We start from the raw sequence: 26489 nt of genomic DNA, 5'->3' as shown, positions 1-26489 counted from the left end.
GGGCGCGCGGGGGCGCACCACGACCAGGTGGGGTGGTGGAAAACGAGCGGGGGACCAGGTCAGTTGGTGGTGACCAGGTCGAACTTCTCCCACTGACCGATGGAGGTCCGGTTGGCGATCAGCGGGGACCCGCCACCGTTGTCGGCGGCGACGTAACGGTTGTTGACCGTGGCCCGCAGGCTCACCGTGCCGTCGGAGTTGCGGACGAGCTGGAAGGTCTCCCAGGCGCCGGCGGTGGCCCGGTTGGCGATCAGCGCGGCGGCGCCGGCGTTCTCGGCGGCGACGAACTGCCCGTTGCCCTTGGCGCGCAGCGCCACGTTGCCGTTGGCGAGGTTCACCAGGTCGAACCGCTCGGTGGTGCCCACCGAGGTCTTGTTGGCGATCAGCGGGGTGGTGGCGTTGGGGGAGCTGACGTACTGGTTGTTGGCGCGGGCCCGCAGCGTGGAGCCGCTGGCGGTGGGCGGCGGGGTCGTGGTGCGCGGCGAGCAGTCAGCCGTCACGGAGCCCGCGGCGACCTGGAGGCCGCCGAGCAGCATCCGGGTGAAGTTCGGGTCGGTGTACGACGCCTCGGTGTGCCCGAGGCCCGTGTACCAGGCGCGCCCGCCGCCGTACGCCTTGCACCAGGTGATCGGGTGGTCGCCGCTCATGTTGCCGCCGCTGTAGGACGACTCGTCGAGGCTGGCCAGCACCCGGGCGCTGGAGCGGGGGTTGGTGCGGTAGTTGTACCACTCGTCGGAGCGGACCCAGGTGGTGCCGAGGTGGGCGGTCGACGGGTTGGTCTGGTCCTCGATCTTCACTGTGGCGTTCTGGATCGCCGGGTGCGAGTCGAACCACGCTCCGACCAGCGAGCCGTACCACGGCCAGCTGTACTCGGTGTCGGCCGCGGCGTGCACGCCGACGTAGCCACCACCGGCGGCGATGTACGACTCGAACGCGCTCTGCTGGCTGGCGTTGAGGACGTCGCCGGTGGTCGACATGAAGACCACCGCCTGGTACTGGGCCAGGTTGGAGGTGGTGAACTGGGCGGCGTCCTCGGTCGAGGTCACTGTGAAGCCGTTGGCCGAGCCGAGCTGCTGGATCGCGGCGATGCCGTTGGGGATGGACGAGTGCCGGAAGCCGGCGGTCTTGCTGAACACCAGGACCTTGGTCAGGGGTGCCGCCGAGGCGGGGGTCGGCAGTGCGACCAGGCTGGCCAGCATGACGGCCAGGCCGGTGACGAGTGCCAACAGGCGGGGACGGGAACGCATGGTCTTGCTCCTCTGCTGAGCGTCGACCTCAGGCGGTGCACACGGGCAGGCCGGAGGCCGCGATGGCGGTGGTGCGGAAGCCGGGCCGCCGATGCTCGGCTGAGGTGTGGTGCGGGGTGGTGGGGGTGCAGGGGGCTTGCGGAAACCAGCCGATGACGCAGAACGCCCACAATGGACGATCAAAATTCATCGACTGGCATCGTTGACGCAGTAAACCTCCGATGTCTACGCCCCGTCAAGCCCAGGCGCTCCGGGCTGAGTGTGCCCGTCCAGGGTTGAGGTGAGACGTATGACGTATGTCGGTGTATGTCCACCGACGAAGATCGGGAACGGCTCGCCCGGGCAACTCGTGGTGCCGCCGGCCGGCCGTCGCGCGGCCAGCCTCTGCCGCACTACGCGGGGCTGCGGGTACCCCTGGTCGCCATCAGAATGAGGTCGGCGATCGTCTCCGGGTGGGTGACCATGGCGAGATGCGATGATTCGACCTCGATGGTCGTCGCATTCATCCGATCGGCCAGAAACCGCTCCAGCTCCGGCGCTGTCGTGCGGTCCTGAGTGGAGATCGAGTAATAGCACTGCCGGTCCCGCCAGGCGGCCGTCGTCGTGCGGCCCTGGAAGAGGTCCTTGGCGATCGGGCCCTGCACCGCGTACAGGGCGCGGGCGCGGGTCTCCTCGATCCCCCCGGCGAAGTCGGCCAGGAACGCGCTCTCGCTGAGCTGCGCGTACCCGTCGTGGTGCACGAGGCCGGCGTTCGCCGGCGGCGTGGGGTACTTGGCCGCTAGCGCGTTGTAGTCCTCGCCGGCGTCCGGCGCGCGGGCGGCGACGTACACCAGGGCGGTGACCCTCGGATGGTTGCCGGCCTCGCTGATGATCGTGCCGGCCCAGGAGTGGCCCGCCAGCACCGTCGGACCGTCCTGGCGGTCGAGGGCGCGGTTGGTGGCCGCGACGTCGTCGGCCAGGGAGGTCAGCGGGTTCTGGACCGCGGTGACCGTCAGCCCGGCCCGCTGGAGCAGCGGAATGACGTCGGACCAGGACGAGCCGTCGGCGTACGCGCCGTGGACCAGGACCACGTTGCGGGCGGGCTCGACCGAAGACGTGTCGCTCATCCGAAAACCTCCGCACGACGCCGTGCCGTCGCTCGCTCGTCGACGACAGCTCTCGCCCGCCACTCTTCCCCACGCCGGTCGGAGTGGTGGCCGAACGCCCAGGCTTCAGCCCCTCGACGCACCGGGTTCCGGTGCGAGAGCGCGCCAGTTCAGGCGGTCCCGGTAGTGGTGTCGCAGGACCAACCAGCTGACCGAGAACGGAACGGCCCCCATGGCCACGACTCCCAGGACGTCCGCGCCGCCCACGTCGAAGACCGCCCCGACGTCGCCGAACAGCTGAGCGACCGTCTGGAACGCGACGTGCAGGCCGATGCCGGCCCAGATGTCGCCGGTGGCCGCGCGGAAGGCGCCCAGCAGCAGCGCGAAGACGAAGAAGAGCGCCAGTCGGTCGACGGATCGGGCCGCCCCGACGAGGAACCCGAACACTGTGAACAGCACCGCCTGCCCGACGCCGGCCTGCCAGGCGGGCAGCCGGGTGGCGAGGTTGTGTTGCAGGTACCCGCGGAAGACCAGTTCCTCCGGCAGCGCCTCCTTCAGGAAGACCAGCACGACCAGCAGCGCCGCCACCCGCAGCACGTCCCCGACGGACGTCCGGACACTGATCTCGACCCAGCCGAGACCGAGGCAGAGCGCGAACCCCGCCGCGGCGGGGACGAGCCAGCAGGCCAGGCCGAACAGCAGACGACGCCAGCCGGCGCGCAGCGACGGCAACCCGAGGCCGGCCCAGGGCCGTCGGTCCAGGCCGCGACGCGCGACGACCACCAGGGGTACGACGACAGCGGTGGTGAGGACCGCCCCGATCGCGTGGGTGGGTCGGTCGTAGGCACGGCCGAGCAGGGCACCCAGGAACAGCCAGACCAGCACGGCCGCGGTGGCCACGACGAGGATCCGCCAGGGCAGGGCGAGACGAGATCCGGCGCTCACCACGCGCAGCGTAGCCAGCGGCGTCAACCGCGGGCGGTCAGCGGCCGAGGACGAGGTAGCCGAGGCCGAGGACACCCCGGTAACCGCCGACGTACTGGCGCAACCGGTCGTCGAGTTCCGCGCGGACCTCGACCGCGCGGGGATCCTCCGGGTACGCCAGCAGCCACTCCTGCCGGCCGGCGAGCCAGGTGGACTCGAAGTCGTCCCATTCCCGCTGGTCGGCGGTGCTCAGGTGCAGCAACCGCCAGCCCCGCCGGCGGGCGGCCTCGACCAGCCCGGGAAGGGTCGGGACCTCCGGGCCGAAGACCTCGGCGATCTCCGCCGTGGGGGACCGCTCCCAGTACGCGTCGCCGAACAGCAGCCGCCCACCGGGCCGGACCACTGCGGCGAGGGCGTCGAGGGCGGCCTCGGTGCCCCCGAAGGCATGTGCCGAGCCGATGCAGAGGACCCGGTCGGCCGGCTCCTGCCAGGCCGCCGCTTCCCCCATCACGAAGGCGACGTGCCGGTTCAGCGACCGCCCCGAGGCCAGCCGCCGCCCTCGGGCGAGCGCTGCCTCGTCGGTGTCGACGCCGACGCCGCGCGTCGCGACCGGGCCGGAGACACCGCCGGCGGCGACCGCCCGCAGCAGCAGCTCACCCCAGCCACAGCCGAGATCGAGCACACGCGCGCCGGGGCGGACGTCGAGCCGTTGCAGCAGCAACGCGGCGTGCTCCGGCGAGAGCGGAGTGTTCCAGCGCATCCGCGCGTAACGGCTGGCGGCGAGGTGGTCGGTTGACTGCATCCGTTGAGGGTCCCAAGCCGTGTGTCGGGTCCGGCACCGGGGCGTGCGGCAGGATCGGTGGGGTGGACGCGGAGCGTGCGGGGCCGGCGCGGCGGCCGACCCCGCAGGAGGTGGCGGCGGCGGCCGGCCGGAGTCTGCCGGACATCATCGGCCCCGGGCTGCGCGTGCTGTTCTGCGGCTACAACCCGGGCCTCTACTCGGCCGCCGTGGGGGAGCCGTTCGCCCGCCGGGGCAGCCGATTCTGGCCGGCCCTGCACGGGGCCGGCTTCACCGAGCGCCAGCTGCACTCGTGGGAACGCGACGAGCTACTGCGGCAGGGTCTGGGCATCACCAGCCTGAGCAACCGGGCCACCGCCCGCGCCGCCGAGCTGACCTCGGAGGAGTTGGTGGCCGGCGTCACCGGGTTGGCGGTGAAGGCCGAGCGCCACCGGCCGCAGTGGGTGGCGATCCTCGGGGTGACCGCGTACCGGATCGCCTTTGCCCGACCGAAGGCCGGGTTGGGCCCGCGACCGGACCGGCTGGGGCCGGCCCGGGTCTGGGTGCTGCCGAACCCCAGCGGCCTGAACGCGCACTTCCCGCTGCCGGCGTTGACCGCCGAGTTCGCCAAGCTGCGGCGGGAGCTGGACCGCTAGTAGTGCCTTGTTAGGTTCGGTGGCGTTTGTTGCGGTGTAGCGGTTTCACAGGTTGGTGGCAGGTGAGGCGGTCCCCGGTCAGCTGGGTCGGGGCGTTCGCCCCCGCAGCTCGTCCGTATCCCTGGGAGGGGCATGCGCCGGATCTTGGCGACATGCCAGGTTATGCCGCGAAGGCCGCGCCGGTTGCGGTAAGTGTGGAGGAGGAGGTGTCCGATGACGCTGCCGTACGCGACCTTGCCGGGCGACCTCGACCACCTGATCGCCGACGAGCACGTGGTGGCGAGCCGCCTCTTCGAGCACCTCGAGGCCGGACGCGGTGACCGGCGCACCCTGGTCGACCAGGTGAGTTACGGTCGCGCCCTGCACGCCCACGCCGAGGAGGAGGTGTTGTATCCGGCGCTGGCCGAGATCGGCGTCGCCGCGGACGCCGAGGAGGGGCGGGACGAGCACCAGGCCCTCAAGAGGCTGCTCGTCCTGCTTGACCATGCGGATCCCGGCAGTCGCAAATTCGAGCGGGCGCTGCACAAGCTGATCGGCGGTATCCGGCACCACGTCGAGAAGGAGGAACGGGAGTTCCTGCCGGCGCTGCGTCGGGCGGTGGGCGCGGAGGAGATGGGTCGGCTCGGCGAGCGGTACCTCGCCGCCAAGCGGTCGGTCCCGGCCCGCTCGCATCCCACTGTCCTGCCCACCGGACGCCGTCGCAGGCTCATGTACGTGATGGCCGGGTTCATGGACAAGATGCGCGACCGGGCGTCCGGCCGCAGCAACGTCCTGTCGACCGACGCCTCCTGCCTGCTCGACACCCAGGCGCAGCGGATCCTCGACACCTGGTCCCGACTGGTACTGGCCCCGTACGAGCTCCTCACCCTCGAGCAGGCCCGCCAGCAGCCGAGCCTCGTCGACGCGGCGATGGAGATCCTGCAGCAGGACGGGCGGCCGACGGACCCCGAAGTGATCGGATCGGCGGCGGACGTCACCGTGCCCGGCCCGGGTGGTGATCTGGTCGTACGCGTCTACAAGCCGCTCGGCCAGACCCTCGATTCGGTGCCCGTTGTGATGTGGGTGCACGGTGGCGGTTGGATCCTGTTCACGAACGACGACTATGACGCGTCCTGCCGCGCCCTGGTCAATCGGACGGGCGCGATAGTGGTGTCGCCGGAGTATCGCAAGGCTCCCGAGCACGTATTCCCGGCCGCCCACGAGGACGTGCTGGCCACCTACCGGTGGCTCCGGACCAACGCCATCGGGCTCGGCGGCGACCCGTCACGCATCGCCATCGGTGGCGAGGGCGTCGGGGCGAACATGGCGGCCGCGACCTGCGGTCAGCTCAAGCAGGCAGGCGAGCCACTGCCCGTGGCGCAGGTGCTCGTCTGCCCGCTGACCACCACCGCCCAGTACGGCGCGTCCATGCGGGACGCCGCAGACGCCCGGCCGCTGAATCGTCCACTGCTGTCCTGGATGATGATGCATGCCTTCCGTGGCGTGACCGACAGCCTGAAAGACCCCAGGGTCGATCTGCTTCCGCTCTCCGCGCAGGGCCTCGCCGGTCTGCCGCCGACACTGATCGTCACCACCGACCGCGACGTGCTGCAGAGCCAGGGCGACGAGTGGTGCGCCCGGTTGGAGGCCGCCGGCGTGCGGGCCACCTCGGTCCGTTACGGGGGAGTGATGCACGACTTCTTCGGCCTTGCCGCAGTGTTGGACAAGGCCGCGCACGCCCAAGAGGAGGTCGCCGTGCACCTGCGCCAGGCGTTCGGGGAGGCCCCGGCCGCACATCCGTTGGATGATGCGCCAAAGCGAGCGCCCAAGGTCATCGGGTGACGCTGGCGGTCTGCTCGTCGGGCCAGGGGGCGATCAGCCACCGCTCGGGCAGGAGGCCGTCGGCGTCCCGGGCCACGCGATGCCCGGCCGGACGCACCCGCAGGAAGGCGAACTGCCAACCGACAGCCGACCTGACAAAGCCCTAGGCGTGCGGGGTGGCGGCCTCGGCGACCAGTCCCTGGTAGTAGGGCTGCATGGCCGGGTGGTACTCGTCGAACTCCGGGCGGGGCGAACCGTCCCGGGAGGCGACCAGCAGGTCCAGGTAGTACTCCCAACCGGCGCCCACCTCGGCGATGCCCTCCACGCTGCTCAGGTGCTGCACGAAGCGCAGCTCGGTGGTGCCGTCGGTCTCGGTCAGCAACAGCTCCAGCAGCCAGGTGCCGTAGTCGTCGACCATCGACACGGCGAGGCGCTGCTGGGGTTCGCACGCGTCGATGCGTACCTCACACCAGGGCTGCTGCTCCTCGTACGCCATCTGGACCCGGATGGTCCGTCCGGGCCCGGCGTCGCCCTCCCACGGGCCGAACCAGCGGGCCGTGCGCTCCGGCTCGGTCAGGCTGGCCCAGACGTCCGCCGCCGGAGCGCGGAAGGTTCGGGTGAGGACGAGATCGTGGCCGGTGTCGGTGCGAAACAGGCGTCCGGCGGGTGTGCGGGTCATGCCGTGTGCTCCCTTCGGTGCTCCGCCGGGCCGCGGCTGCGGCGCTCTCGGCGGGTGCGATAGACCTCGGTCTCCAACGCGTCGAGGTGCTGGCCCCACCGGTCGACTGTGGTGAGCGCGGTGAGCCAGTCGAGCAGCGGGGCGAGCGGGCCCGGGTCGAGCCGGTAGATCCTCCGCCGTCCGACCAGCTCGTCACGGACCAGCCCGCTGTCGCGCAGCACCCGCAGGTGGCGGCTGATGGCGGGCCGGCTGATCGTGAACCGCTGGGCGATCTCGCCGGCGGAGAGGGGTTCGGCGCGCAACATGGTCAGGATGTGCCGCCGTACCGGGTCGGCGATCGCGACGGCCACCTCATCCACCCCAGAAGCGTAACCCATAGGTTACGGGTTTGCCGGTTGTGGACCGTCGACACCGCAGATCCGTGCGTCGATGGTGGGCACATGATCACCTGACCTGGCACCCTGTACGGATGGCCGCCCTGCTTCGCTCCCGCCTGACCGACTGGACCTTCGCCGTACCCGTGCTCGCCGTTCTGGTGTTGATCGTCACCTGGGGACGGAGCCCGCCCGGCCCGATCATCGTGGTGGTCGCGGTGCTGCTCGGAGGTGCCGTGCTCGCGGCAGTGCACCACGCGGAGGTGGTCGCCCACCGGGTGGGAGAGCCGTACGGGTCGCTGGTGCTCGCCGTCGCGGTCACCGTGATCGAGGTCGCCCTCATCGTCACGCTGATGATCAGCGGCCCGGAGAAGACCCAGTCGCTCGCCCGGGACACCGTCTTCGCCGCCGTCATGATCACCTGCAACGGGATACTCGGCCTGTCCCTGCTGCTCGGGGCGCTGCGCCGTCGCGTCGCGGTGTTCAACCCGGAAGGCACCGGCGGGGCGCTGGCCACCGTCATCACCCTGGCCACCCTGAGTCTGGTCATCCCGACCTTCACCACGGCCCGGCCCGGCCCGGAGTTCAGCCCGGCCCAGCTCGCCTTCGCCGCCGTCGCCTCGCTGGCGCTCTACGGGCTGTTCGTGCTCGTGCAGACCGGCCGGCACCGCGACTACTTCCTGCCGGTCGACAGTCGGGGCCAGGTCATCGAGACGGAGGAGCACGCCAAGCCGCCCACGACCCGCGCGGCGATGGTCAGCCTGGGCCTGCTGCTGGTGGCACTGGTCGCGGTGGTCGGCGACGCCAAGACGGTCTCCCCGACCATCGAGGCCGGCGTCGCGGCGGCGAACCTGCCGCACGCGTTCGTCGGCGTGATCATCGCCCTGCTGGTGCTGCTGCCGGAGACCCTGGCCGCCGCCCGCGCCGCCCGCCGCGACCGCGTGCAGACCAGCCTGAACCTCGCGCTCGGCTCCGCGATGGCCAGCATCGGCCTGACCATCCCGGCCATCGCGATCGCCTCGATCTGGCTGGACGGCCCGCTGCTGCTCGGCCTCGGCGGCACCCAGCTCGCCCTGCTCGCGCTCACCGCCGTGACCGCCGTCCTCACCGTGGTGCCCGGCCGGGCCAACGTGTTGCAGGGCGGCGTACACCTGGTGCTGATGGCCGCCTTCGTGTTCCTGGCCGCCAGCCCGTGACCCGCACGGCCCGCCGGCTCGGTCCGTGACCCGCACGGCTCGTGCGGGTCAGGCGATGGGCGGCGGGTCGCCCGCGAGACGCTCCGCGCGGGCGTTCAGGTAGCGCTGCTGCGCCAGGTTCGTCGAGCGCGCCGCCGCCATCCGGTACGCCTCCCGCGCCGCGACCCGCTCACCCTCCAGCTCCCACAGGTGGGCGCGAGCGGCCGGCAGTCGAGGGTCGTCGGCGAGACGGGGGTCGTCGGCCAGGTCGGCGAGCAGCGCCAGCCCGGCCGGAGCGCCACGGCTCATCGCCACCGCCACCGCGTGGTTGAGCGCCACCACCGGGTTGTCGGACATCCCGAGGAGCACCTCGTACAAGGCGGTGATCTGCGCCCAGTCGGTGGCCGCCGCGCTCGGCGCCTCGTCGTGCACTGCCGCGATGGCCGCCTGGAGCTGGTACGCCCCGACCACCCCGCGCGGCAGCGCCCCGGTGATCAGCTCGACCCCCTCGGTGATCTGGTCGGCCCGCCACCGGGAGCGGTCCTGCTCGGCCATCGGCACCAGCTCACCGTGCGGGCCGATCCGCGCCGGCGCGCGGGCGTCGGTGAGCAGCATCAACGCGAGCAGCCCGGTGACCTCGGGGTCCTCGGGCACCAGCCGGCGCACCAGCCGGGTCAGCCGGATCGCCTCGGCGGTCAGGTCGGCGCGCAGCAAGCCGGGCCCGGCGGTGCGGGCGTACCCCTCCGTGAAGATCAGGTAAAGCACGTGCAGCACGGCGGCGAGCCGGTCGGCGCGCTCCGGGCCGGTGGGCGGCGCGAACCGCAGCCCACTGTCGCGGATCCGCTGCTTACCCCGACTGATCCGCCGGGTCATCGTCGCTTCCGGCACCAGGAACGCGCGCGCCACCTCGGCGGTGCTCAGCCCGCCCACCGCCCGCAGGGTGAGCGCGATCTGCGACGCCGCCGACAACGCCGGGTGGCAGCACAGGAACAACAGGATGAGCGTGTCGTCGGCGTCCGCCGGCGGACGGTCGGCGGCGGGGGCGCGCCACTGCTCCGGGAGCACCCACCGGGCCACCGCGTCCTCCCGCCGCATCCGGGCCTGCTCGCGTCGCAGCAGGTCGGTCAGCCGACGGGATGCCACGGTGATCAGCCAGCCACGCGGATTCTCCGGTACGCCGTCGCGCGGCCAACCGTGCGCCGCGGCGATCAGCGCCTCCTGCACCGCGTCCTCGGCCGTGTCGAAGTGCCCGTAGCGGCGGACCAGCGCGCCGAGGACCTGCGGCGCCAGCTCGCGCAGCAGATCCTCGGCGGGAGTCTCCGGCACCGGGTCAGCCGGCCAGGTCCTCGACACCGTCGAGCACCGGCCGCACGTCCACGTACCCACCGGGTGCGTCCGGGTCGACCAGGCCGGCGGCGATCTCGGTGGCCCGGTCGAAGCTGGCGCACTCCACGATGGTGTAACCGGCGAGGACCTCCTGGGTCTCCGGGTACGGGCCGTCGGTGACCACTGGTGCACCCTCGCGCACCTGCACCCGGCGGGCGTGCACCGGCTCGCTCAGCCCTCGGGCGTCGACCAACTCCCCGGACTCGGCCAGCGCCTGGTGGAAGGTCTCCATGTGCTTGTGCATGGCCGCGATCTGCTCGGCCGACATCGCCGGCCGGTCGGAAGCCCGCCCGGACAGCACGTCGTAGTCCTGCTGCGACCCGTAGAGCAAAATCATGTACTTCACGGTTCTTCCCCTCCTCCTGCGAGGACACCACCCGGCGCCCCCACAGGAAACGTCGAACCCCAACCCCCCACCCGGACATCCCACCCACCCCGGGTTCTGCCGCCCCCACCCGAACCGGTGATCATGAAGTTAGCGTCACGACACGCCGAGTGGGATGACGCCAACTTCATGATCAGCGGGGGCCAGGGGTGGTGGGTGGGGCCTAGATTGGCGGGATGACGGTGCTGTGGGTGGTGGTGGGCGTTTTCGTTCTTGTGGCGGCGGTGGCGTATGTCGTCGTGGTGCGGCGGGGGCGGGTCGGTGAGGTCGGGGGCGAGGACTCTCGGGCTGGGCGGGACGCTCGGGAGCGCCAGCAGCGGTACGAGGCCGAGCGGCACGGTGACCAGGGCGACACGTGGCATCGAGGTCGGGAGTCGGGCGGTTGAGCGACCCTACTGGCCGTACGAGCGGCGCAGCCGGCCATTGACCAGGTAGTTGAGGCGGTGGCGTAGGTGGCCGAGGGTGCTCTCGCTCGGCAGCTCCCCGTCGGTGGTGAGCGTCCAACGCAGCGTGCAGTCCCCGCCGGGCAGCCCGGGAGTCACGTCGAAGCGGATCCGGTCCAACGGTCGGTGCGGCCACAGCGACGACCATACGAGCAGCGTCGGCGCGTAGCCCGCCACCACCCGGGGCGGTACCTCGTCGTCGCGCAACTCCAGCCAGGGCCGGCTGCCGGCCTCGTCCGGGTAGCGCAGTGACCGCCACAGGACGTGCGCCGGCGCCGGTTGACGTCGGCTGCGACTGCCCAGCTCGTGCACCACGGCCTCTCCTTTACTCGACGGCGACACCCGTCCCGGAGCATTGTGGCGGCCCCGCAGCGGCGCTCCGCGCCCACCGGGCCCGCCGCGCGACACCACCCCACCCGGGCCCGCCGCGCGGCACCACTCCAGCCCACCCGGGCCCGCTGAGCCGAAGCCCAACCGGGCCCAAGGGCTGTGAACCGTCCGGCCGTGCCGTGCGTGAAACCGGTGACGGGCGTTTCGGTCCTATCGTCGGGGTACTACCAGCCTGAGCACCGATGTCTGGGGAGGCACAGTGGGGGCACGATTCGGACGCGACGCGCGGGGCCCGGTGGCGGGTCTGCTGATCGCCGCCCTGGTCTCCCTCGCCTGCGCCGGCGGTGGTCTGGCCGAGCCGGAGGCCGAGCGCCCAGGGGCGAACCGGTCGGCAGCGTCACCGGGACCGAGCACCACCCGGGCCGACAGCACGACCAGCGTCGCCGAGTTCGAGCAGGACGTCGCCGACGCAGAGGAGGTCGCCGAGCGGTACTGGGCGGCCCAGTTCAAGGAATCCGGTCAGCGGTTCCGACCGATCCGGCGGATCATCCCGTACCAGCGCGACGGCGAGGTGTCCTGCGGTGGCCAGTCGTTGCCCCGCAACAACGCCGTCTACTGCTCGCAGGGCGACTTCATCGCGTACGACGTCGCCTGGTCGGTGGCGGCGTTCCGCCAGGTCGGCGACGCGTTCGTGTTCTACCTGCTCGGGCACGAGTACGCGCACGCCATCCAGGTGCGGCTCGGCATCAACTACAGCTTCACCATCCAGCAGGAGTTGCAGGCCGACTGCATGGCCGGGGCGTACCTCGGCGACTCGGTGCGCTCGAAGGCCCTGACCCTCGCCGAGGGCGACCTGGACGAGTTCCGTGAGGGGGTGGCGGCGGTCGGCGACGACCCGGACCAGCCGTGGTTCGCGGAAGGGGCGCACGGCACCGCCGAGCAGCGCACCGACATGTTCTTCCGGGGTTACGAGGGTTCCCTGAAGGAGTGCGACCTGGGCTGAGCGGGGTTGCCCGGATCACCCTGGCGCCCGTTGCCGCCACCGCCCCCGGCGGCTGCTGGCAGGATCGCCGGTGTCGGTCACGACCCTGGAGGTTCCGCTGAGCAGCCATCACCCCGCCGCTGTGCTCTTCGACATGGACGGCACGTTGGTCGACAGCGAGAAGCTGTGGGACGTCGCGTTGCAGGAACTCGCGAAGGAGTACGGCGGGGAACTCTCCGTCGACGCCCGCCAGTCGATCATCGGCACCGCCATGGCCGAGTCGATGCGCATCCTGCACGACGACCTGGGGCAGCCCGAACGGGATCCGGCGATCAGCGCGGCGTGGATCAACACCCGGATCCTGGAGCTGTTCCGCACCGGCCTGCCCTGGCGGCCGGGCGCGTTCGACCTGTTGCGCGCGGTCCGTGCGGCGGGGATCCCCACCGCGCTGGTCACCTCCAGCCCTCGGGCGCTGGTCGAGATCGCCCTGGACACCCTCGGTCGGGACAACTTCGACACGGTGGTCGCCGGCGACGAGGTGGTGGCGGCCAAGCCGCACCCCGAGCCGTACCTGACCGCCGCCCGGCTGCTGGGTGTGCCGATCGAGCGGTGCGTGGCGATCGAGGACTCACCGACCGGGGTGGCCAGCGCGCTGGCGTCGGGCGCGGCGGTCCTGGCCGTACCGGCGGAGGTGGCGTTGCCGAGCACTGTCGGCGTACACCAGGTGGAGAGCCTGACCGGCGTGGACCTGGCGCTGCTCGCGGCGCTGCTGACCGATCGGGCCGCGGCGGCCGGCTGACCGCCCGGCGCGGGTCGGTGGCGCTGGGCTCCCGACCGGCCGGGTTCAGTGGCGCTCGGCGAAGACCGCGGCGACCACCTGGTAGCTGTCGAATGCCCGCGCCGCACCCGCGTACGCGGCGAGGTGGATGAACAGCTCGACGATCTCCTCCCGGGTCACGCCCGAGGTCAGCGCGATGCGCAGCTGCCCGCGCAGCGGCTCGTGGGTGCCGAGGGCGGCGGCGATCGCCACCGAGATCAGGCACCGGCTGCGCAGGTCCAGGCCCTCCCGGGGCCAGGCCGCGCCGAAGGTCTGCACGGTGGCGAGACGACGGAAGTCGTGCCCCACCGACGGCTCGCCCTCGCCGAGCGGCAGGACCAGCGGCTGCCCGAGCAGCCGCTCGGCGTTGTCGAGTGCCCGCTGATACGTGTCCTGATCGGTCATGTCACCGGCCCCGGCTCTCCGCCGCCCGGATCGCGGGCGGGCCGGCGCCCTGCCGGCAGCACCAGCCTGGCAGGCGCGTACGGGCGGCCGAGGGGGAATGGGACAGGCCGAGGCCCCCGGTCGCGGATGGCGACCGGGGGCCTCGGCAGTGCCGATCAGTCGTGGGCGATGGCGCCCAGGACGTTGATCCGGGCCGCCCGGACGGCCGGGAGCACAGCGGCCACCACGCCGATGATGGCGGCGAGGCCGAGGAAGACACCCATCTGCCCCCAGGGCAGGATCAGGTCGGTGATGCCCTCGTCCTTGAGGGCCTCGACCACGGCGGCGCCGAGGCCGGTGCCCACCACCACGCCGAGCAGCGCGCCGAACACCGAGATCACCACCGCCTCCACGGTGATCATGCCCATGGTCTGGGACCGGCGCAGGCCGATCGCCCGCAGCAGACCCAGCTCGCGGGTCCGCTCCAGCACCGACAGGGCCAGGGTGTTGATGATGCCCAGCACGGCGATCACGATGGCCAGCGCGAGCAGGATCTGGATCATCGTGAGCAGCCCGTCGAGCGAACTGGTCTGCTGCTTGATGAACGCGTCCCGGTCCGCCACCGACACCTCGGGGCTGTCCGCGAGCAACGCCTCCACCTGCGGCTGGACGTCGGACACCCGGGTGCCCGGGTCCAGCTGGATGAAGCCCTGGATGGGCTGCGGGATGGCGAAGTCCTTCGCCGCGGTCGCCGGCAGCGTCACCGGGTTGGTCAGCTGCGACGACTCGTAGATGCCGCTGATCGTGTAGGTGCGTGCCTCGCCCCGGGTCAGCTGCACGTTGACAGTGGAGCCCACCGACCAGCCACGGGACGTTGCCGTGTCCGAGCTGGCGAGCATCTGGGTCGGCCCGAGCCGGTCGATGTCACCGGCGGTCGGCTTCGCGCCGAAGATCTGCCGCAGCGACGCGATGTCGCTGCTCGCCGCGACCCAGGTGCTCTCGCCGTCGATCCGCCCCATGTCGCCGTACTCGCCGTCGACCAACCGCACACCGGGCAGGGCCTTGGCCTGGTCCAGCACACCCGGGTCGAAGGTCGGCGGACGCGGGCCGCCCTGCTGGCCGGCGATCACCAGCTCGGCCTTGATGGTGTCCTGGGCGAGCGCGCTGATGCTGCCCTTGGCCGAGTCGAGGATGACAGTGACGCCGGTGACCAGCGCGATGCCGACCATCAGCGCGGCGGCCGTGATCGCCGTACGACGTGGGTTACGCCCCGAGTTGAGCCGGCCCAGCTTGCCCGGCACCGACCAGGAGAAGATCGCGCCGAGCAGGCTCACCACCGGCCGGCTGATCAGCGGAGTCAGCAGCGCCACCCCGATGAAGGCGAACAGCACCCCACCGAGGATGGTGGCCAGGGTCTGACCGCCGGCGTTGCCGCTGAGCCCGAGGAACAGCAGCACCGCGCCGACGCCGGTGACCAGCGACCCGGCCACCGTGACCTTGGTCAACGGCCGGTCCGGGGTGGCCACGTCCTGCATGGCCGCGATCGGCGGGATCCGGGACGCCCGCAGCGCCGGCAGCAATGCCGCCACCACGGTGATCACCAGACCGACGGCGAACGAACCGATCACCGCGGCCGCCGGCACGCCGATCCCGGCCAGGGTGAGCCCACCGGCGAGCTTGCCGAACAGGAACGCCAGCAGCGCGCCCACCCCGATACCGGCGGCGAGGCCGAGCACCGACGCGATCAACCCCACCGCGATGGCCTCCAGCACCACCGAACCGATGATCTGCCGGCCGCTGGCCCCGATGGCGCGCATCAGCGCCAACTCCCGGGTCCGCTGCGCCACGATGATCGAGAAGGTGTTGAGGATCAGGAAGGTGCCCACCAGCAGCGCCACCGCGGCGAAGCCGAGCAGGATCTTGTTGAAGAAGGACAGGCCCTCCTTCAGGCTGGCCGAGGCGTCCGCGGCCACCTGCTCGCCGGTCTTCACCTCGAAGTCCGCGCCCAGGGTGCGGGCCACGTCGTCGCGCAGCTTCTCGTCGGAGACCCCGCCGGCGGCCTGCACGGTGATGCTGCTGAACACGTCCGGCTCGCCCAGCATCAGCCGCTGCGCCACCGGCGTGGTGAAGAAGACCTCGTTGACCCCACCGATCGAGTCCCGGTCACCGCTGTAACCGAAGACGCCGACCAGTGTGAAGTCCCGCTTCTTCGACTCGAACGCGGTGAGCACGCCGACCTTCTGGCCGACCTGCACCTTCGCGGCCGTGGCCAACGCCTTGTTGATAGCGATCTCGTCCTCGGCCTGCGGCGCGCGCCCCTCACGCAGCTTCAACAGCTCGCTCTCGCCGGTCCAGTTCTCGCCCAACTGCGGCGGACCGAACGAGGTGACGACCTTGCCGTTGCTGCCGATCACCCGGGCGCCGTCGGCGTTGACCACACCGGTCGCCGAGGCCGCCCCCGGCACCTGCTTCACCCGGTCCACCAGGGCGGCCGGCAGCGGGGCGACGGTCTGCTCGCCCTCCATCTCGTTGACCTGCACCTTCGGCTTCGCCGCGACGTTCACGTCGATCTCGGAGAAACCGTCGGCGAACACCGAGTCGAAGGAGCGACCCAACGTGTCGGTGAGCACGAACGCGCCGGAGACGAACATCACCCCGAGCACCACCGCCAGGCCGGACAGGATCAGCCGGACCTTACGGGCCAGCAGACTCTTCAGCGTCGCGCGGAACATCAGTTGCCCACCTCGGCCGCAGTGTCCAGCTTCTTCATGGTGTCCAGCACCGTCTCGGCGGTCGGCTCGATCAGCTCCGAGACGATCTCGCCGTCGGCGAGGAAGACCACCCGGTCGGCGTACGCGGCGGCCGTCGGGTCGTGGGTGACCATCACGATGGTCTGGCCATGCTCCCGCACCGAGTTACGCAGGAAGTTGAGCACCTCCGCGCCGGAGCGCGAGTCCAGGTTGCCGGTCGGCTCGTCCGCGAAGATCACCTCGGGGCGGGAGACCAGCGCCCGGGCGCACGCCACCCGCTGCTGCTGCCCACCGGAGAGCTGCGCCGGCCGGTGGTCCAGCCGGTCCTTCAGACCCACCGTCTCGATCACCGTGTCGTACCAGGCCGGGTCCGGCTTGCGACCGGCGATCGACAGCGGCAGAAGGATGTTCTCCTTGGCCGTCAGCGTCGGCAGCAGGTTGAACTGCTGGAAGATGAAGCCCACCTTGTCGCGGCGCAGCTTCGTCAGCCCCGCGTCGCCCAGCCCCGTGACCGTCGTCTCACCGATCGACACCGTCCCCCGGGTCACCGAGTCCAGGCCGGCCAGGCAGTGCATCAGCGTCGACTTGCCGGAACCCGACGGGCCCATGATCGCGGTGAAGCGGCCACGTTCGAACTCCGCGCTGACCCCCCGCAGCGCGATGACCTGAGCCTCGCCGCTGCCGTACACCTTCCACACGTCGTTCGCCCGGGCCGCGGCCTGCGCCTGCTGGCCTACCGTCGCGGTCACGTCATCTACCTCTTCCGTCTGTCCGAAAATGCACGCCGCCCCCCGATGGTCCGGCGCGACTGTTCAATCATCGGTGCTGCGTACGCCCGTTCCGTCCAACCCTGGGGGGACCCGGCGCGGATTTCCCGCTGCGGGTGCACCCCCATGTCTGATCAGGGTTGCCCCTGAGTCGACGGCCGGTCGACCGCTTTTCCCCGGCGTCGGGCGGCAGCACCGACACTTGCACCTGACGCCACAGGAGGGTCAACCGAACCAGGCCGTCTCCGGTCACGGTAGGTGACGACGGCAACGGCAGCCGTCCCCCCACGGAGGGATCTTCGAGTACGCCGAGTGAGGTACCCGGGCCGGTGCGGCTACGCCCGGGGGCGGACCAGCCCCGACTCGTACGCCAGCACCACCGCCTGCACCCGGTCGCGCAGCCGAAGCTTGGTCAGCACATGCCCGACGTGCGTCTTGATGGTGGTTTCGCTCACCGACAGCACCGTCGCGATCTCGGCGTTGGACAGCCCTCGGGCGACCTGCACGAGCACCTCGCGCTCCCGGTCGGTGAGCGCGTTGAGCGCCGCCGACGGCGTCGCCGCCGGGTCGGGCAGCAGTTCGGCGAAGCGGTCCAGCAGCCGCCGCAGGATCCGAGGTGACACCACCGCGTCCCCGCCGGCGACAGTGCGGATCGCCGCGATCAGATCCTCGGCCGGCACGTCCTTGGCCAGGAACCCGCTGGCGCCGGCCCGCAACGCGCCCACCACGTACTCGTCCAGGTCGAAGGTGGTGAGCACCAGCACCCGTACCGGCAGCCGGGCGTCGACGATGGCCCGGGTCGCCGCCACCCCGTCCATCCGGGGCATCCGGATGTCCATCAGTACGACGTCGGGCAGCAGCCGGCGGGACAACTCCACCGCCTCCACGCCGTCACCGGCCTCCGCCACCACGTCCAGGTCGCTCTCGGCGCCCAGCACCATCCGGAACCCGGTCCGCAGCAGCGGCTGGTCGTCGGCGAGCAGGATCCGCACCGGCCGCGCCGAGGGCGCCTGATCGCTCATCTCGTCCCCCTCCCGCCGACGTCGTGCCGCGCACCGGTCATCCTCGCGTACCGGAGCCGGTGCGTCGCGGATCACCGTAGAGGCCGGCCGGTCGCCCTGTCCCGACCGCGGCGGCACCGCTGCGGTCGGGTCGTCGGCGTCGGCGTGCGGCAGACGGTCCGGCGGCCTGAATCACCGCGCCGGGCGTACGCGTCGCTCAGGAGGCCGTCACTCGTCGGCGCCCGGCGTCACTGGAGTGGCCCGGGAGTCACGCAGCGGGTCGGCGCTCGCCGCGGCGACCGGGAACGGCGGCGGGGTGCCGCCGAAGCTGGGACAGAGCGCCTGGTGGCTGCACCAGTCGCAGAGCCGGCTCGGCCGGGGCCGGAAATCCTGCCGGGCGGTGGCCTGCTCGATCGCCCGCCACAGCGCCACCACTGTGCGCTCGAAGCGGACCAGCTCGTCGGCGTCGGGGGTGTAATCCAGCACCTCGGCGTCGCGCAGGTAGAGCAGCCGCAGCACCCGGGGAACCACCCCCCGGGTGCGCCACAGCACCAGGGCGTAGAACTTCAGCTGGAACAGCGCCCGCGCCTCGAACGCCTCCCGCGGAGCGCCCCCGGTCTTGTAGTCGACCACCCGTAGCGCGCCGTCCGGAGCGACGTCGAGCCGGTCGAGGTAGCCCCGGATCAGCAACTCCTCGTCGACGACCGCGGAGATCAGGCTCTCGCGTTCGGCCGGCTCCAGCCGGGTCGGGTCCTCCACAGCGAAGTAACCCTGTAACAGCCCGGCGGCGGAGCGGAGGAACTCCACCGGGCCGGCCGGCTCCGCGCCGTCGAAGATCCCGGCCAGCTCGGGCTGCTCGGTGACCAGCCGGTCCCACTGTGGGGCCACCAGGTCGCCGGCCGCCTCCGGTGTGCGGCCGGTGGCCGGCAGGTCGAACAGGCGCTCCAGCACCGCGTGCACCAACGTGCCCCGGGCCTGCTCGATGGTGGTGCGCTCGGGCAGCCGGTCGATGCTGCGGAACCGGTAGAGCAGCGGGCAGGTCTTGAAATCCGCCGCCCGCGACGGGGACAGCGAGGCCCGCACCGTCGGCGGCGCCTGCGCCGCGGGGGAGGACTGGGAGGTGGTGACCGATTCCGCCGTCATGTCGGCAAAGGTTAGGGCACCGGTGTGACACCCACCGCCGCCCGCCCCACACAGCGACGGTCCGTAGCATCGTGGCGATGGAGCAGACAACCAGGCCGCCGCGCCGACCGGACCGACGTCTCGGCCTGAACGTCGGCAAGGTGTTCGGGGTGCCGCTGTACCTGAACGGCTCCATGGTCCTGCTCGCGGTGCTCATCGCGGTGCTGTACGGCGAGTTCGCCCGCCGACAACTGGACCTGCCGCAGCTCAGCGGCTACCTGATCGGCTTCGGTTTCGTCGTGTCGCTGCTCGGCTCGGTGCTGCTGCACGAGCTGGGCCACGCCCTCACCGCCCGGCGGTACGGCATCGGTGTGCGGGGGATCACCCTGGAGCTGCTCGGTGGTTACACCGAGATGGACCGGGACGCCCCGTCGCCCCGCGTCGACCTGCTGGTCTCGCTGGCCGGTCCTGCGGTCTCCGCGGTGCTCGGCGTCCTGGCGGTCGCCGCCACGCTCGCCCTGCCCGAGGGGACCGTGGCGCACCAGCTCGCCTTCCAGCTCGCGGTCAGCAACGTCATCGTGGCGCTGTTCAACAGCCTGCCCGGGCTGCCGCTCGACGGCGGCCGGGCGCTGCGCGCCGCCGTGTGGGGGCTGACCCGCGACCGGCACCTCGGCACCGAGGTCGCCGGGTGGGCCGGCCGGGTCGTCGCCGTCGGCACCGCGGCCCTGGTCCTGCTGCTCACCGTCGAGCGGCGGCTGGCGCCGCTGGCGCTGCCGCTGATGCTGCTGGTCGCCGTCACCCTCTGGCGTGGCGCCGGCCAGTCGATCCGGGCCGCCCGGGTCAGCCGCCGGTTCCCGCTGATCGACCTCGCCCGGCTGGCCCGTCCGGTCTGGCCGGTGGCCACCGGCACGCCGCTGGCCGAGGCCCAGCGCCGACGCGCCGAGAGCGGGCAGCCCGGCGCCGCGCTGCTGGTCACCGACTCCACCGGTCGGCCGGTGGCGCTGGTCGACCCGGCCGCCGCCGACGCGGTGCCGGTCGAGCGCCGACCGTGGCTGGCGGTGGACGCCGTCGCCCGGTCGCTGGGCACCCTTCCCACGTTGTCGGTCGGATGGGACGGCGAGCGGGTGATGGAGGCCGTACAGACCTACCCGGGCGCACAGTACGTGGTGACGTCAGGCGAAGATGTCGTCGGCATTCTGCACATCGCGGACCTGGCACAGCTCCTCGAACCCAACCGGAAGATGACACCGTGACCGCAACTCCCTCCACCGTCGCCGCCGACCCCGCCAACCCGGCGCTGACACCCGTGCACCGCGGGCCGTTCCGGCCCGGCGACCGGGTCCAGCTGACCGACCCCAAGGGGCGGATGCACACCGTGACGCTGGAGCCCGGCAAGGAGTTCCACACCCACCGCGGCATCCTGGCGCACGACGCGCTGATCGGGCTCCCCGACGGCAGCGTGGTGACCACCTCCGGCGGCGGCACCGCGTTCCTGGCCCTGCGGCCGCTCCTGTCGGACTACGTGCTGTCCATGCCGCGCGGCGCCCAGGTGATCTACCCCAAGGACTCGGCGCAGATCGTGGCGATGGGCGACATCTTCCCCGGCGCGAAGGTCCTCGAGGCCGGCGCCGGCTCCGGCGCGCTGAGCTGCTCCCTGCTGCGCGCCGTCGGCACCGAGGGCGAGCTGCACTCGTTCGAGCTGCGCGACGACTTCGCCCAGATCGCCAAGCGCAACGTCGAGGCGTTCTTCAACGGGCCGCACCCCTCGTGGAACCTGCACGTCGGCGACGTCGCGCAGTGCCAGGAGACCGGCTTCGACCGGATCATCCTGGACATGCTGACCCCCTGGGAGACCCTCGACATGGTCGAGCGGGCGCTGGTGCCCGGTGGGGTGTTCATCGGCTACGTCGCCACCACACCGCAGCTCTCCGAGCTGGTGGAGGCGCTGCGCGAGCGGGGCGGCTGGACCGAGCCGCGGGCCTGGGAATCCCTGGTGCGCGACTGGCACGCCGAGGGCCTCGCCGTCCGTCCGGACCACCGGATGATCGCGCACACCGCCTTCCTGGTGTCCGCGCGCAAGCTGGCCCCGGGGGTCACCGCGCCGCCGCGCCGACGCAAGCCCAGCAAGGGCACCGAGGCGTACGCGCAGCGCCGCCAGGACCTGCGCGAGGCGGAGGCGGCCCGACAGGCCGCCGCCGCACAGGCGGCAGGTGCGCAACCCAACGGTGCGGGGGAGATGGACAGGCCGTGACCAACGAGCTGGGTGTCGGCAGCGCCGAGCAGGGGGAGACGCTGGCATGAGCCGACCGGGCTACGGCGGTGGAGACCTCCCCGCGGTCTTTCCCGACTGGTCGCCCTACCAGGATCTGGAGTCGGCGGCGCGGGCCTACCTGCGCGACCCGGACGTCGCCCTGGAGGCGCTCGGCGGCGTGCTGCGCGGCGCGTCGGTGCTCGGCTTCACCCTGGAACGCTTCGTCAACGAGGTCAACGGGGTGTGGCAGGAGGTAGTGGTCTGCGACGGCAGCCGGCTGATCCTCTGGCACGGCGAGGACGTACCGCCGGAGGAGGGCCCGCCGGGCTCGATGACCTCGTCGCTGCGGGTGGTGCCGGTCTCCACAGTCACCGAGGTGGGCTGCCGGCGGCGGCTCAACCGCGCCGAGAGCGGCGAGATCCGGGTCGACAGCATCGACGTCTATCTGCTGCTCACCTCGTTGGACGAGGCGCCGCCGAGCGAGGAGATGGCCGGCACACCCCGGCACGACGCGTTGCGCTTCGGCAAGACCCTCGACGACGGCGGGGCCGGGCAGATCGCCCGGTTGGAGGAGTTCGCGCGATTGGTCGCCTCGGTGGTCGGCCGTCCGATGCTCTGAGGCGTACCCCGAACCGGGCCCGGCCGGGCCGTTGCGGCCCGGCCGGTGGGTCAGTCTTCCTCGGCGTCCGGGCCGGCGACCTCGACGCCGTCGCCGCGCACCACGTGGATGCAGTCGCCCGGGCACTCCTTCGCGGAGTCGATCACCTCGAGCCGCAGGTGCGCGGGGACGTCGACCCGGCTGCCCGGTGCCATCCGCAGCTCACCGTCGACGCCCTTGACGTAGGCCAGGCCGTCGATGTCGAACTCGAACACCTCCGGCGCGTACTGCACGCAGAGCCCGTCGCCCGTGCAGAGGTCCTGGTCGACCCAGACCTGCAATTCGTCGGTCGCGACCTCGGCCACCTGTGCACCCCCCATGTTCTCCCGTGCCACGCTCCGACGGTACCTGAACGCCGGTAACGGCCCGTCAGGCCACCCTTGGCGATCAAGGTTCGGTGACGAGGGTGTTGCGTGGGACCGAATCGGCCTCATAGCGGCTAGTGTTAGGGCAGAACGTTCAAGCCCCCCGGGGAGGTGGGACGTGGCAGCACGTAGCGACGACGCGGACTCGCGCGCCGCACGGTGGGAGAAGGAAGCCCACGATCTCTCCACGCAGGTCGCGTTCCTGCAAGAGGAACTCGCCCTGGTGCGGCGCAAGTTGACCGAAAGCCCCCGACACGTCCGGCAGCTCGAAGAGCGGCTGGCGGCCACCCAGGCACAGTTGGCGCGGCTGACCGAGAACAACGACCGGCTGGTGAGCACCCTCAAGGAAGCTCGCACGCAGATCGTGACGCTCAAGGAGGAGATCGACCGGCTCGCGCAACCGCCGAGCGGTTACGGAGTCTTCCTGGCCAAGCACGAGGACGGCACGGTGGACGTCTTCACCGGTGGCCGCAAACTGCGGGTCGCGGTCTCGCCCTCGCTCGACGTGGGTGACCTGCGGCGCGGCCAGGAGGTCCTGCTCAACGACGCGCTCAACATCGTCGACGCGTTCGGTTACGAGCGGGTTGGCGAAGTGGTGATGCTCAAGGAGATCCTGGAGGGGCCGAACGGCGGGCCGGGCGACCGGGCGCTGGTGGTCTCCCACTCCGACGAGGAGCGCATCGTGCACCTCGCCGAGACGCTCATCGGCTCGGCGATCCGGGCCGGCGACTCGCTCATGATCGAGCCCCGCTCGGCGTACGCGTACGAGCGGATCCCGAAGAGCGAGGTCGAGGAGCTGGTCCTGGAGGAGGTGCCCGACGTCGACTACGGCGACATCGGTGGCCTCCAGTCGCAGATCGAGCAGATCCGCGACGCGGTGGAGTTGCCGTTCCTGCACGCGGACCTGTTCCGTGAGCACCAGCTCCGCCCACCGAAGGGCATCCTGCTCTACGGCCCGCCCGGCTGTGGCAAGACGCTCATCGCCAAGGCGGTGGCCAACTCGCTGGCCAAGAAGATCGCCGAGCGGCAGGGCAAGGAGAAGCACACCAGCTTCTTCCTCAACATCAAGGGCCCGGAGCTGCTCAACAAGTACGTCGGTGAGACCGAGCGGCACATCCGGCTGATCTTCCAGCGCGCCCGGGAGAAGGCCGGCGAGGGCACGCCGGTGATCGTGTTCTTCGACGAGATGGACTCGATCTTCCGGACCCGTGGCTCCGGTGTCTCCTCCGACGTGGAGAACACCATCGTCCCGCAGCTGCTCAGCGAGATCGACGGCGTGGAGGGGCTGGAGAACGTCATCGTCATCGGCGCCTCCAACCGGGAAGACATGATCGACCCGGCGATCCTGCGCCCCGGTCGCCTCGACGTGAAGATCAAGATCGAGCGACCGGACGCCGAAGCGGCCAAGGACATCTTCTCCAAGTACATCCTCTCCGGGCTGCCCCTGCACCCGGACGACCTGGCCGAACACGGCAGCGACCCCCAGGCCACCGTCGCGGCGATGATCGACGCCGTGGTGCTGCGGATGTACTCGGAAACCGAGGAGAACCGATTCCTCGAGGTCACCTACGCCAACGGTGACAAGGAAGTCCTCTACTTCAAGGACTTCAACTCCGGCGCGATGATCCAGAACATCGTCGACCGGAGCAAGAAGATGGCCATCAAGGAGTTCCTCACCTCGGGTCGCAAGGGGCTGCGTTTGCAGCACCTGCTCGACGCCTGCGTCGACGAGTTCCGCGAGAACGAAGATCTCCCCAACACCACAAACCCCGACGACTGGGCGCGCATCTCCGGCAAGAAGGGTGAGCGGATCGTCTACATCCGCACGCTCGTCTCCGGCGGCAAGGGCGCCGAGGCCGGCCGGTCCATCGAGACCGCCAGCAACACCGGCCAGTACCTCTGACCCCAACAGCGAGGGTGCCCACCATCCGGTGGGCACCCTCGCTGCGGGTGTGTCAGGGCGTCGGTCAGGCAGCGAAGATCCACCGCTTCGACACCACATAGTTCGCCGCCGACAGCGACGCCGTCACCAGCAGCTTCGCCAGCAGGTACGGCGTGCCCGCCCAGGTCAACGCGGACACCAGCACCACGTTGGCGGTCAGGTTGGCGAGGACCAGCGCGAAGTAGCGCCCCACCTGCGGCACCATCTGCGCGGACGAGCCGAACGACCACGCCCGGTTCAGCCCGAAGTTGACCCAGAACGAGGTCAGGAACGACATGGCGGCCGCGACCGGCAGGACAATCCGGAGAACTCCGTGGTACACGAAGAGTGATCCCGTGTCCACGGCAACGCTCAGACCCCCGACGACCAGGAACCGCACAGCACTGTGTCGGGACAGGTGGCGGACGGAATCGGCAACAGGTGACAGCAAAGAGTTCTCCAAGGGGGGACCCGGAGCGGTGAGGACGACGAGGGAGTCTATCGTCTGTCCATCCACCCAGCGGGGCCTGCCCGCGCGAGCCGCGAGGTTGACGTGCCTGATCCCGGAAGAGTGACGCCGCCGGCCACCGGCGGAAGCCCGGCGGCCACCATGAGCACAAGCCGACGGCACTGGGCCCTCGCCTTCGCCGCATTCTTCCTGATCATCTTCGCCTGGTCGATGGCCGCCCCCTACGACGGCACCCCGGACGAGCGCGAGCACATCGTCCGAGCGGCCGGCGTCGCCGCCGGGCAGATCGCACCCCCGCCCGCCGAGGCGAAGAAGGGCACCGGCGCCTTCCAGACCGTCCCTGGCGGTCTCGTCCGCGAGCAGTGCTGGCAGTTCAAGAAGGAAGTTTCGGCGGCCTGCGCCCAGCCCCCCGGCAGCGACGACACACCGACCCGCGCCGGCACCGGGGCCGGTCGGTACTTCCCCGCCTACTACGCCCTCGTCGGCGCACCCACAGTGCTCTGGCCCGGCTGGTCCGGCGTCCTGCTCGCCCGAATGATCAGCGCCCTGTGCTGCGCCGCGCTGCTCGCCTGCGCGTACGTCGTGATCCGCAACCGATCCCGCCGCGGCCTCATGATGGGCGCCCTGCTCGTCGTCACCACCCCCATGGCCGTGCACATGGCCAGCGCAGTCAACCCGAACGGCCTGGAAATCGCCGCCGGCATCGCCTTCTTCAGCGCCGTCATCCCCCTGCTACTCGGCCCACCCGGCCCACGGCGCGGCCTCATCGTCCTCGTCGGGATCAGCGCGCTGCTCCTCGCGGTGCTGCGCCAGACCGGCCCGCTCTGGCTGGCGACCGCCTTCCTCGCGTTCGCCTTCCCGCTGCGCCGCAGCAACCTCCTCGGCCTGCTGCGGGACCGGGCAGCGCAGCTCTGGGCAGGTGGCATCGTCCTGTCCACCCTCGCCGTGCTCGCCTGGTCCGTCCGCCAACAGACCTCCGACCTCGGCAACTACTCCGCCGACAAGCTCACCTACGGGCAGGCGGCCCTGCGCGAGGCCGACCGGTGGCGGGGATACCTCGACCAGATCGTCGGGGTCACCTCCTGGCTGGACACCCGGATGCCCGCCCCGCCATACCTGATCTGGCAGCTCGTCGCCGGAGCGCTGCTGCTCATCGGGGTCGTCTGGGGCAGCACAATCGACCGGTGGCGCCTGCTCGTGCTGCTCGGCGGCGGCGTGGCCGTCCCCTCCCTCATGCAGATCGCCCTGGTCAACGAGAGCGGCTTCGTCACCCAGGGCCGCTACATGCTGCCCATGCTGGTCGGCGTCCTGCTCTACGCCGCGTGGATCGCCGAACAACGCGGCTTCGAGGTCGCCCGAGCCCGCTCGTTCACCCGCCTCGCCGTGCTGCTCCTCCTGCCTATCCAGCTCTTCTGCCTGGCGTACACGATGGTCCGCTGGCAGAACGGCCTGCCCGCCAACATCGGGCTGAGCAGCCTCAACCCCCTCGCCGGCGACTGGCACCCAGTGGTCGGCTCGGTCGTTCCGCTGCTGAGCGCCAGTGTCGGCCTGGTGCTGTTCGGGTGGCTCGTCTGGACCACCCGCGCCGCCGCGACCGACGACCCGACGCCGCCCGCTGAGCATTCCGACACCGAATCCGGCGAACTGTTCCGGCCCGCCGGCACTCACCTACAGAGTGCAGGTGCTCAGGGCGGACTACGCTCGACCTGACGGTGGACCGGGTCGGGCGAGCGAAACGGG

At 71.4% G+C, this 26489-nt stretch carries 27 protein-coding genes; 11 read left to right on the top strand and 16 right to left on the bottom strand.

The window, feature by feature from the left end; translation table 11 throughout:
• Positions 1-59: 59 nt before the first annotated feature.
• The 4 genes from OG598_RS11555 to OG598_RS11540 all read right to left on the bottom strand — a co-directional run bounded on the left by OG598_RS11555 (position 60) and on the right by OG598_RS11540 (position 4058).
• The gene (locus OG598_RS11555) at positions 60-1247 is read right to left on the bottom strand and encodes a ThuA domain-containing protein (RefSeq protein WP_442931470.1); all 1188 of its coding nucleotides are present in this window, start codon (positions 1245-1247) and stop codon (positions 60-62) included.
• Between the two features lie 392 nt (positions 1248-1639).
• On the bottom strand, positions 1640-2353 hold the full coding sequence (locus tag OG598_RS11550; RefSeq protein ID WP_328654404.1) for an alpha/beta fold hydrolase: 714 nt from the start codon (positions 2351-2353) through the stop codon (positions 1640-1642).
• A gap of 105 nt (positions 2354-2458) precedes the next feature.
• The gene (locus OG598_RS11545) at positions 2459-3277 is read right to left on the bottom strand and encodes a CPBP family intramembrane glutamic endopeptidase (protein WP_328654403.1); all 819 of its coding nucleotides are present in this window, start codon (positions 3275-3277) and stop codon (positions 2459-2461) included.
• A gap of 37 nt (positions 3278-3314) precedes the next feature.
• Entirely contained in the window at positions 3315-4058 is a 744-nt protein-coding gene (locus OG598_RS11540; RefSeq protein ID WP_328654402.1) for an SAM-dependent methyltransferase, read from the bottom strand.
• A gap of 62 nt (positions 4059-4120) precedes the next feature.
• On the opposite strand from OG598_RS11540, the gene mug reads away from it, so the two are divergent.
• Positions 4121-4690, top strand: a complete 570-nt coding sequence (gene mug, locus OG598_RS11535) for a G/U mismatch-specific DNA glycosylase (protein WP_328654401.1) — start codon at positions 4121-4123, stop codon at positions 4688-4690.
• 213 nt (positions 4691-4903) lie between these two features.
• Positions 4904-6511 (top strand): alpha/beta hydrolase fold domain-containing protein, encoded by a 1608-nt coding sequence (locus OG598_RS11530; RefSeq protein ID WP_328654400.1) that lies wholly within the window; start codon positions 4904-4906, stop codon positions 6509-6511.
• 142 nt (positions 6512-6653) lie between these two features.
• Here the strand turns inward: OG598_RS11530 and OG598_RS11525 are convergent, their stop codons facing one another.
• Together OG598_RS11525 and OG598_RS11520 are read right to left on the bottom strand one after the other, a co-directional pair.
• Positions 6654-7169, bottom strand: a complete 516-nt coding sequence (locus OG598_RS11525; protein ID WP_328654399.1) for an SRPBCC family protein — start codon at positions 7167-7169, stop codon at positions 6654-6656.
• On the bottom strand, positions 7166-7528 hold the full coding sequence (locus tag OG598_RS11520) for a metalloregulator ArsR/SmtB family transcription factor (RefSeq protein ID WP_328654398.1): 363 nt from the start codon (positions 7526-7528) through the stop codon (positions 7166-7168). Before OG598_RS11520 ends, OG598_RS11525 begins: the two co-directional genes overlap by 4 nt.
• Positions 7529-7638: 110 nt before the next feature.
• Between OG598_RS11520 and OG598_RS11515 the strand changes: the two genes are divergently transcribed.
• Entirely contained in the window at positions 7639-8739 is a 1101-nt protein-coding gene (locus tag OG598_RS11515) for a calcium:proton antiporter (RefSeq protein WP_328654397.1), read from the top strand.
• Between the two features lie 48 nt (positions 8740-8787).
• Here the strand turns inward: OG598_RS11515 and OG598_RS11510 are convergent, their stop codons facing one another.
• Positions 8788-10044, bottom strand: a complete 1257-nt coding sequence (locus OG598_RS11510; RefSeq protein WP_442931501.1) for an RNA polymerase sigma factor — start codon at positions 10042-10044, stop codon at positions 8788-8790.
• Between the two features lie 4 nt (positions 10045-10048).
• Positions 10049-10441 carry a YciI family protein gene (locus OG598_RS11505; protein ID WP_238661275.1) on the bottom strand — a complete coding sequence of 131 codons (393 nt, stop codon included), beginning with the start codon at positions 10439-10441 and terminating at the stop codon, positions 10049-10051.
• A 224-nt stretch (positions 10442-10665) separates the two neighbouring features.
• On the opposite strand from OG598_RS11505, the gene OG598_RS11500 reads away from it, so the two are divergent.
• Entirely contained in the window at positions 10666-10875 is a 210-nt protein-coding gene (locus tag OG598_RS11500; protein WP_328654395.1) for a hypothetical protein, read from the top strand.
• A gap of 6 nt (positions 10876-10881) precedes the next feature.
• Here OG598_RS11500 and OG598_RS11495 read toward each other — a convergent pair whose 3' ends face one another.
• Complete coding sequence (locus OG598_RS11495; protein WP_328654394.1) at positions 10882-11247, bottom strand: hypothetical protein; 366 nt, start codon at positions 11245-11247, stop codon at positions 10882-10884.
• Positions 11248-11521: 274 nt separating this feature from the next.
• Here OG598_RS11495 and OG598_RS11490 point away from each other — a divergent pair, with 274 nt between their 5' ends.
• Positions 11522-12265 (top strand): neutral zinc metallopeptidase, encoded by a 744-nt coding sequence (locus OG598_RS11490; protein WP_328654393.1) that lies wholly within the window; start codon positions 11522-11524, stop codon positions 12263-12265.
• Positions 12266-12386: 121 nt separating this feature from the next.
• A complete protein-coding gene (locus OG598_RS11485; protein ID WP_328655316.1) occupies positions 12387-13043 on the top strand; it encodes an HAD family hydrolase in 657 nt (218 codons plus the stop codon).
• A 45-nt stretch (positions 13044-13088) separates the two neighbouring features.
• On the opposite strand, the gene OG598_RS11480 is transcribed toward OG598_RS11485, so the two are convergent.
• The 5 genes from OG598_RS11480 to OG598_RS11460 form a co-directional block, all read right to left on the bottom strand.
• Positions 13089-13466, bottom strand: a complete 378-nt coding sequence (locus OG598_RS11480) for a carboxymuconolactone decarboxylase family protein (RefSeq protein ID WP_328654392.1) — start codon at positions 13464-13466, stop codon at positions 13089-13091.
• Positions 13467-13621: 155 nt separating this feature from the next.
• Positions 13622-16177, bottom strand: coding sequence for an ABC transporter permease (locus OG598_RS11475; RefSeq protein WP_328654391.1), 2556 nt, complete (start codon positions 16175-16177; stop codon positions 13622-13624).
• Entirely contained in the window at positions 16177-16944 is a 768-nt protein-coding gene (locus OG598_RS11470; RefSeq protein ID WP_210781706.1) for an ABC transporter ATP-binding protein, read from the bottom strand. The genes OG598_RS11475 and OG598_RS11470 overlap by 1 nt, the downstream gene beginning before the upstream one ends.
• 353 nt (positions 16945-17297) lie before the next feature.
• Positions 17298-17984, bottom strand: a complete 687-nt coding sequence (locus tag OG598_RS11465) for a response regulator transcription factor (RefSeq protein WP_328654390.1) — start codon at positions 17982-17984, stop codon at positions 17298-17300.
• Positions 17985-18191: 207 nt separating this feature from the next.
• Positions 18192-19106: a RecB family exonuclease gene (locus OG598_RS11460; RefSeq protein ID WP_328654389.1), complete on the bottom strand. Its 915-nt coding sequence runs from the start codon at positions 19104-19106 to the stop codon at positions 18192-18194.
• 140 nt (positions 19107-19246) lie between these two features.
• Here OG598_RS11460 and OG598_RS11455 point away from each other — a divergent pair, with 140 nt between their 5' ends.
• From OG598_RS11455 to OG598_RS11445, 3 genes are read left to right on the top strand one after another with little or no spacing between them, the layout of a single operon-like run.
• Positions 19247-20338, top strand: coding sequence for a site-2 protease family protein (locus OG598_RS11455; protein ID WP_442931500.1), 1092 nt, complete (start codon positions 19247-19249; stop codon positions 20336-20338).
• Entirely contained in the window at positions 20335-21336 is a 1002-nt protein-coding gene (locus OG598_RS11450) for a tRNA (adenine-N1)-methyltransferase (protein WP_430501835.1), read from the top strand. The genes OG598_RS11455 and OG598_RS11450 overlap by 4 nt, the downstream gene beginning before the upstream one ends.
• Before the next feature lie 46 nt (positions 21337-21382).
• Positions 21383-21955 (top strand): hypothetical protein, encoded by a 573-nt coding sequence (locus tag OG598_RS11445; protein WP_091408625.1) that lies wholly within the window; start codon positions 21383-21385, stop codon positions 21953-21955.
• Positions 21956-22005: 50 nt separating this feature from the next.
• On the opposite strand, the gene OG598_RS11440 is transcribed toward OG598_RS11445, so the two are convergent.
• Entirely contained in the window at positions 22006-22299 is a 294-nt protein-coding gene (locus OG598_RS11440) for a ferredoxin (protein ID WP_091408893.1), read from the bottom strand.
• 178 nt (positions 22300-22477) lie between these two features.
• Between OG598_RS11440 and arc the strand changes: the two genes are divergently transcribed.
• On the top strand, positions 22478-24262 hold the full coding sequence (arc, locus tag OG598_RS11435; RefSeq protein WP_210781710.1) for a proteasome ATPase: 1785 nt from the start codon (positions 22478-22480) through the stop codon (positions 24260-24262).
• 64 nt (positions 24263-24326) lie between these two features.
• Here arc and OG598_RS11430 read toward each other — a convergent pair whose 3' ends face one another.
• Positions 24327-24680 carry a GtrA family protein gene (locus OG598_RS11430; RefSeq protein WP_328654387.1) on the bottom strand — a complete coding sequence of 118 codons (354 nt, stop codon included), beginning with the start codon at positions 24678-24680 and terminating at the stop codon, positions 24327-24329.
• 210 nt (positions 24681-24890) lie between these two features.
• Between OG598_RS11430 and OG598_RS11425 the strand changes: the two genes are divergently transcribed.
• Positions 24891-26459 carry a DUF2142 domain-containing protein gene (locus tag OG598_RS11425; protein WP_328654386.1) on the top strand — a complete coding sequence of 523 codons (1569 nt, stop codon included), beginning with the start codon at positions 24891-24893 and terminating at the stop codon, positions 26457-26459.
• The last annotated feature ends 30 nt before the right edge of the window (positions 26460-26489 follow it).

The organism is Micromonospora sp. NBC_00330 (genome assembly GCF_036136635.1).
GTDB lineage: Bacteria > Actinomycetota > Actinomycetes > Mycobacteriales > Micromonosporaceae > Micromonospora > Micromonospora salmantinae.
The sequence above is the reverse complement of the archived record's forward strand: the minus strand, read 5'-3'. Positions and strand labels throughout refer to the sequence as shown.

Excerpts from the sequence above, each read along its gene's own strand:
- OG598_RS11555 (WP_442931470.1), bottom strand. The coding sequence starts at position 1,247 with ATGCGTTCCCGTCCCCGCCTGTTGGCACTCGTCACCGGCCTGGCCGTC.
- OG598_RS11550 (WP_328654404.1), bottom strand. The coding sequence starts at position 2,353 with ATGAGCGACACGTCTTCGGTCGAGCCCGCCCGCAACGTGGTCCTGGTC.
- OG598_RS11540 (WP_328654402.1), bottom strand. The coding sequence starts at position 4,058 with ATGCAGTCAACCGACCACCTCGCCGCCAGCCGTTACGCGCGGATGCGC.
- OG598_RS11530 (WP_328654400.1), top strand. The coding sequence starts at position 4,904 with ATGACGCTGCCGTACGCGACCTTGCCGGGCGACCTCGACCACCTGATC.
- OG598_RS11525 (WP_328654399.1), bottom strand. The coding sequence starts at position 7,169 with ATGACCCGCACACCCGCCGGACGCCTGTTTCGCACCGACACCGGCCAC.
- OG598_RS11515 (WP_328654397.1), top strand. The coding sequence starts at position 7,639 with ATGGCCGCCCTGCTTCGCTCCCGCCTGACCGACTGGACCTTCGCCGTA.
- OG598_RS11505 (WP_238661275.1), bottom strand. The coding sequence starts at position 10,441 with ATGATTTTGCTCTACGGGTCGCAGCAGGACTACGACGTGCTGTCCGGG.
- OG598_RS11500 (WP_328654395.1), top strand. The coding sequence starts at position 10,666 with ATGACGGTGCTGTGGGTGGTGGTGGGCGTTTTCGTTCTTGTGGCGGCG.
- OG598_RS11480 (WP_328654392.1), bottom strand. The coding sequence starts at position 13,466 with ATGACCGATCAGGACACGTATCAGCGGGCACTCGACAACGCCGAGCGG.
- OG598_RS11475 (WP_328654391.1), bottom strand. The coding sequence starts at position 16,177 with ATGTTCCGCGCGACGCTGAAGAGTCTGCTGGCCCGTAAGGTCCGGCTG.
- OG598_RS11465 (WP_328654390.1), bottom strand. The coding sequence starts at position 17,984 with ATGAGCGATCAGGCGCCCTCGGCGCGGCCGGTGCGGATCCTGCTCGCC.
- OG598_RS11460 (WP_328654389.1), bottom strand. The coding sequence starts at position 19,106 with ATGACGGCGGAATCGGTCACCACCTCCCAGTCCTCCCCCGCGGCGCAG.
- OG598_RS11445 (WP_091408625.1), top strand. The coding sequence starts at position 21,383 with ATGAGCCGACCGGGCTACGGCGGTGGAGACCTCCCCGCGGTCTTTCCC.
- OG598_RS11425 (WP_328654386.1), top strand. The coding sequence starts at position 24,891 with ATGAGCACAAGCCGACGGCACTGGGCCCTCGCCTTCGCCGCATTCTTC.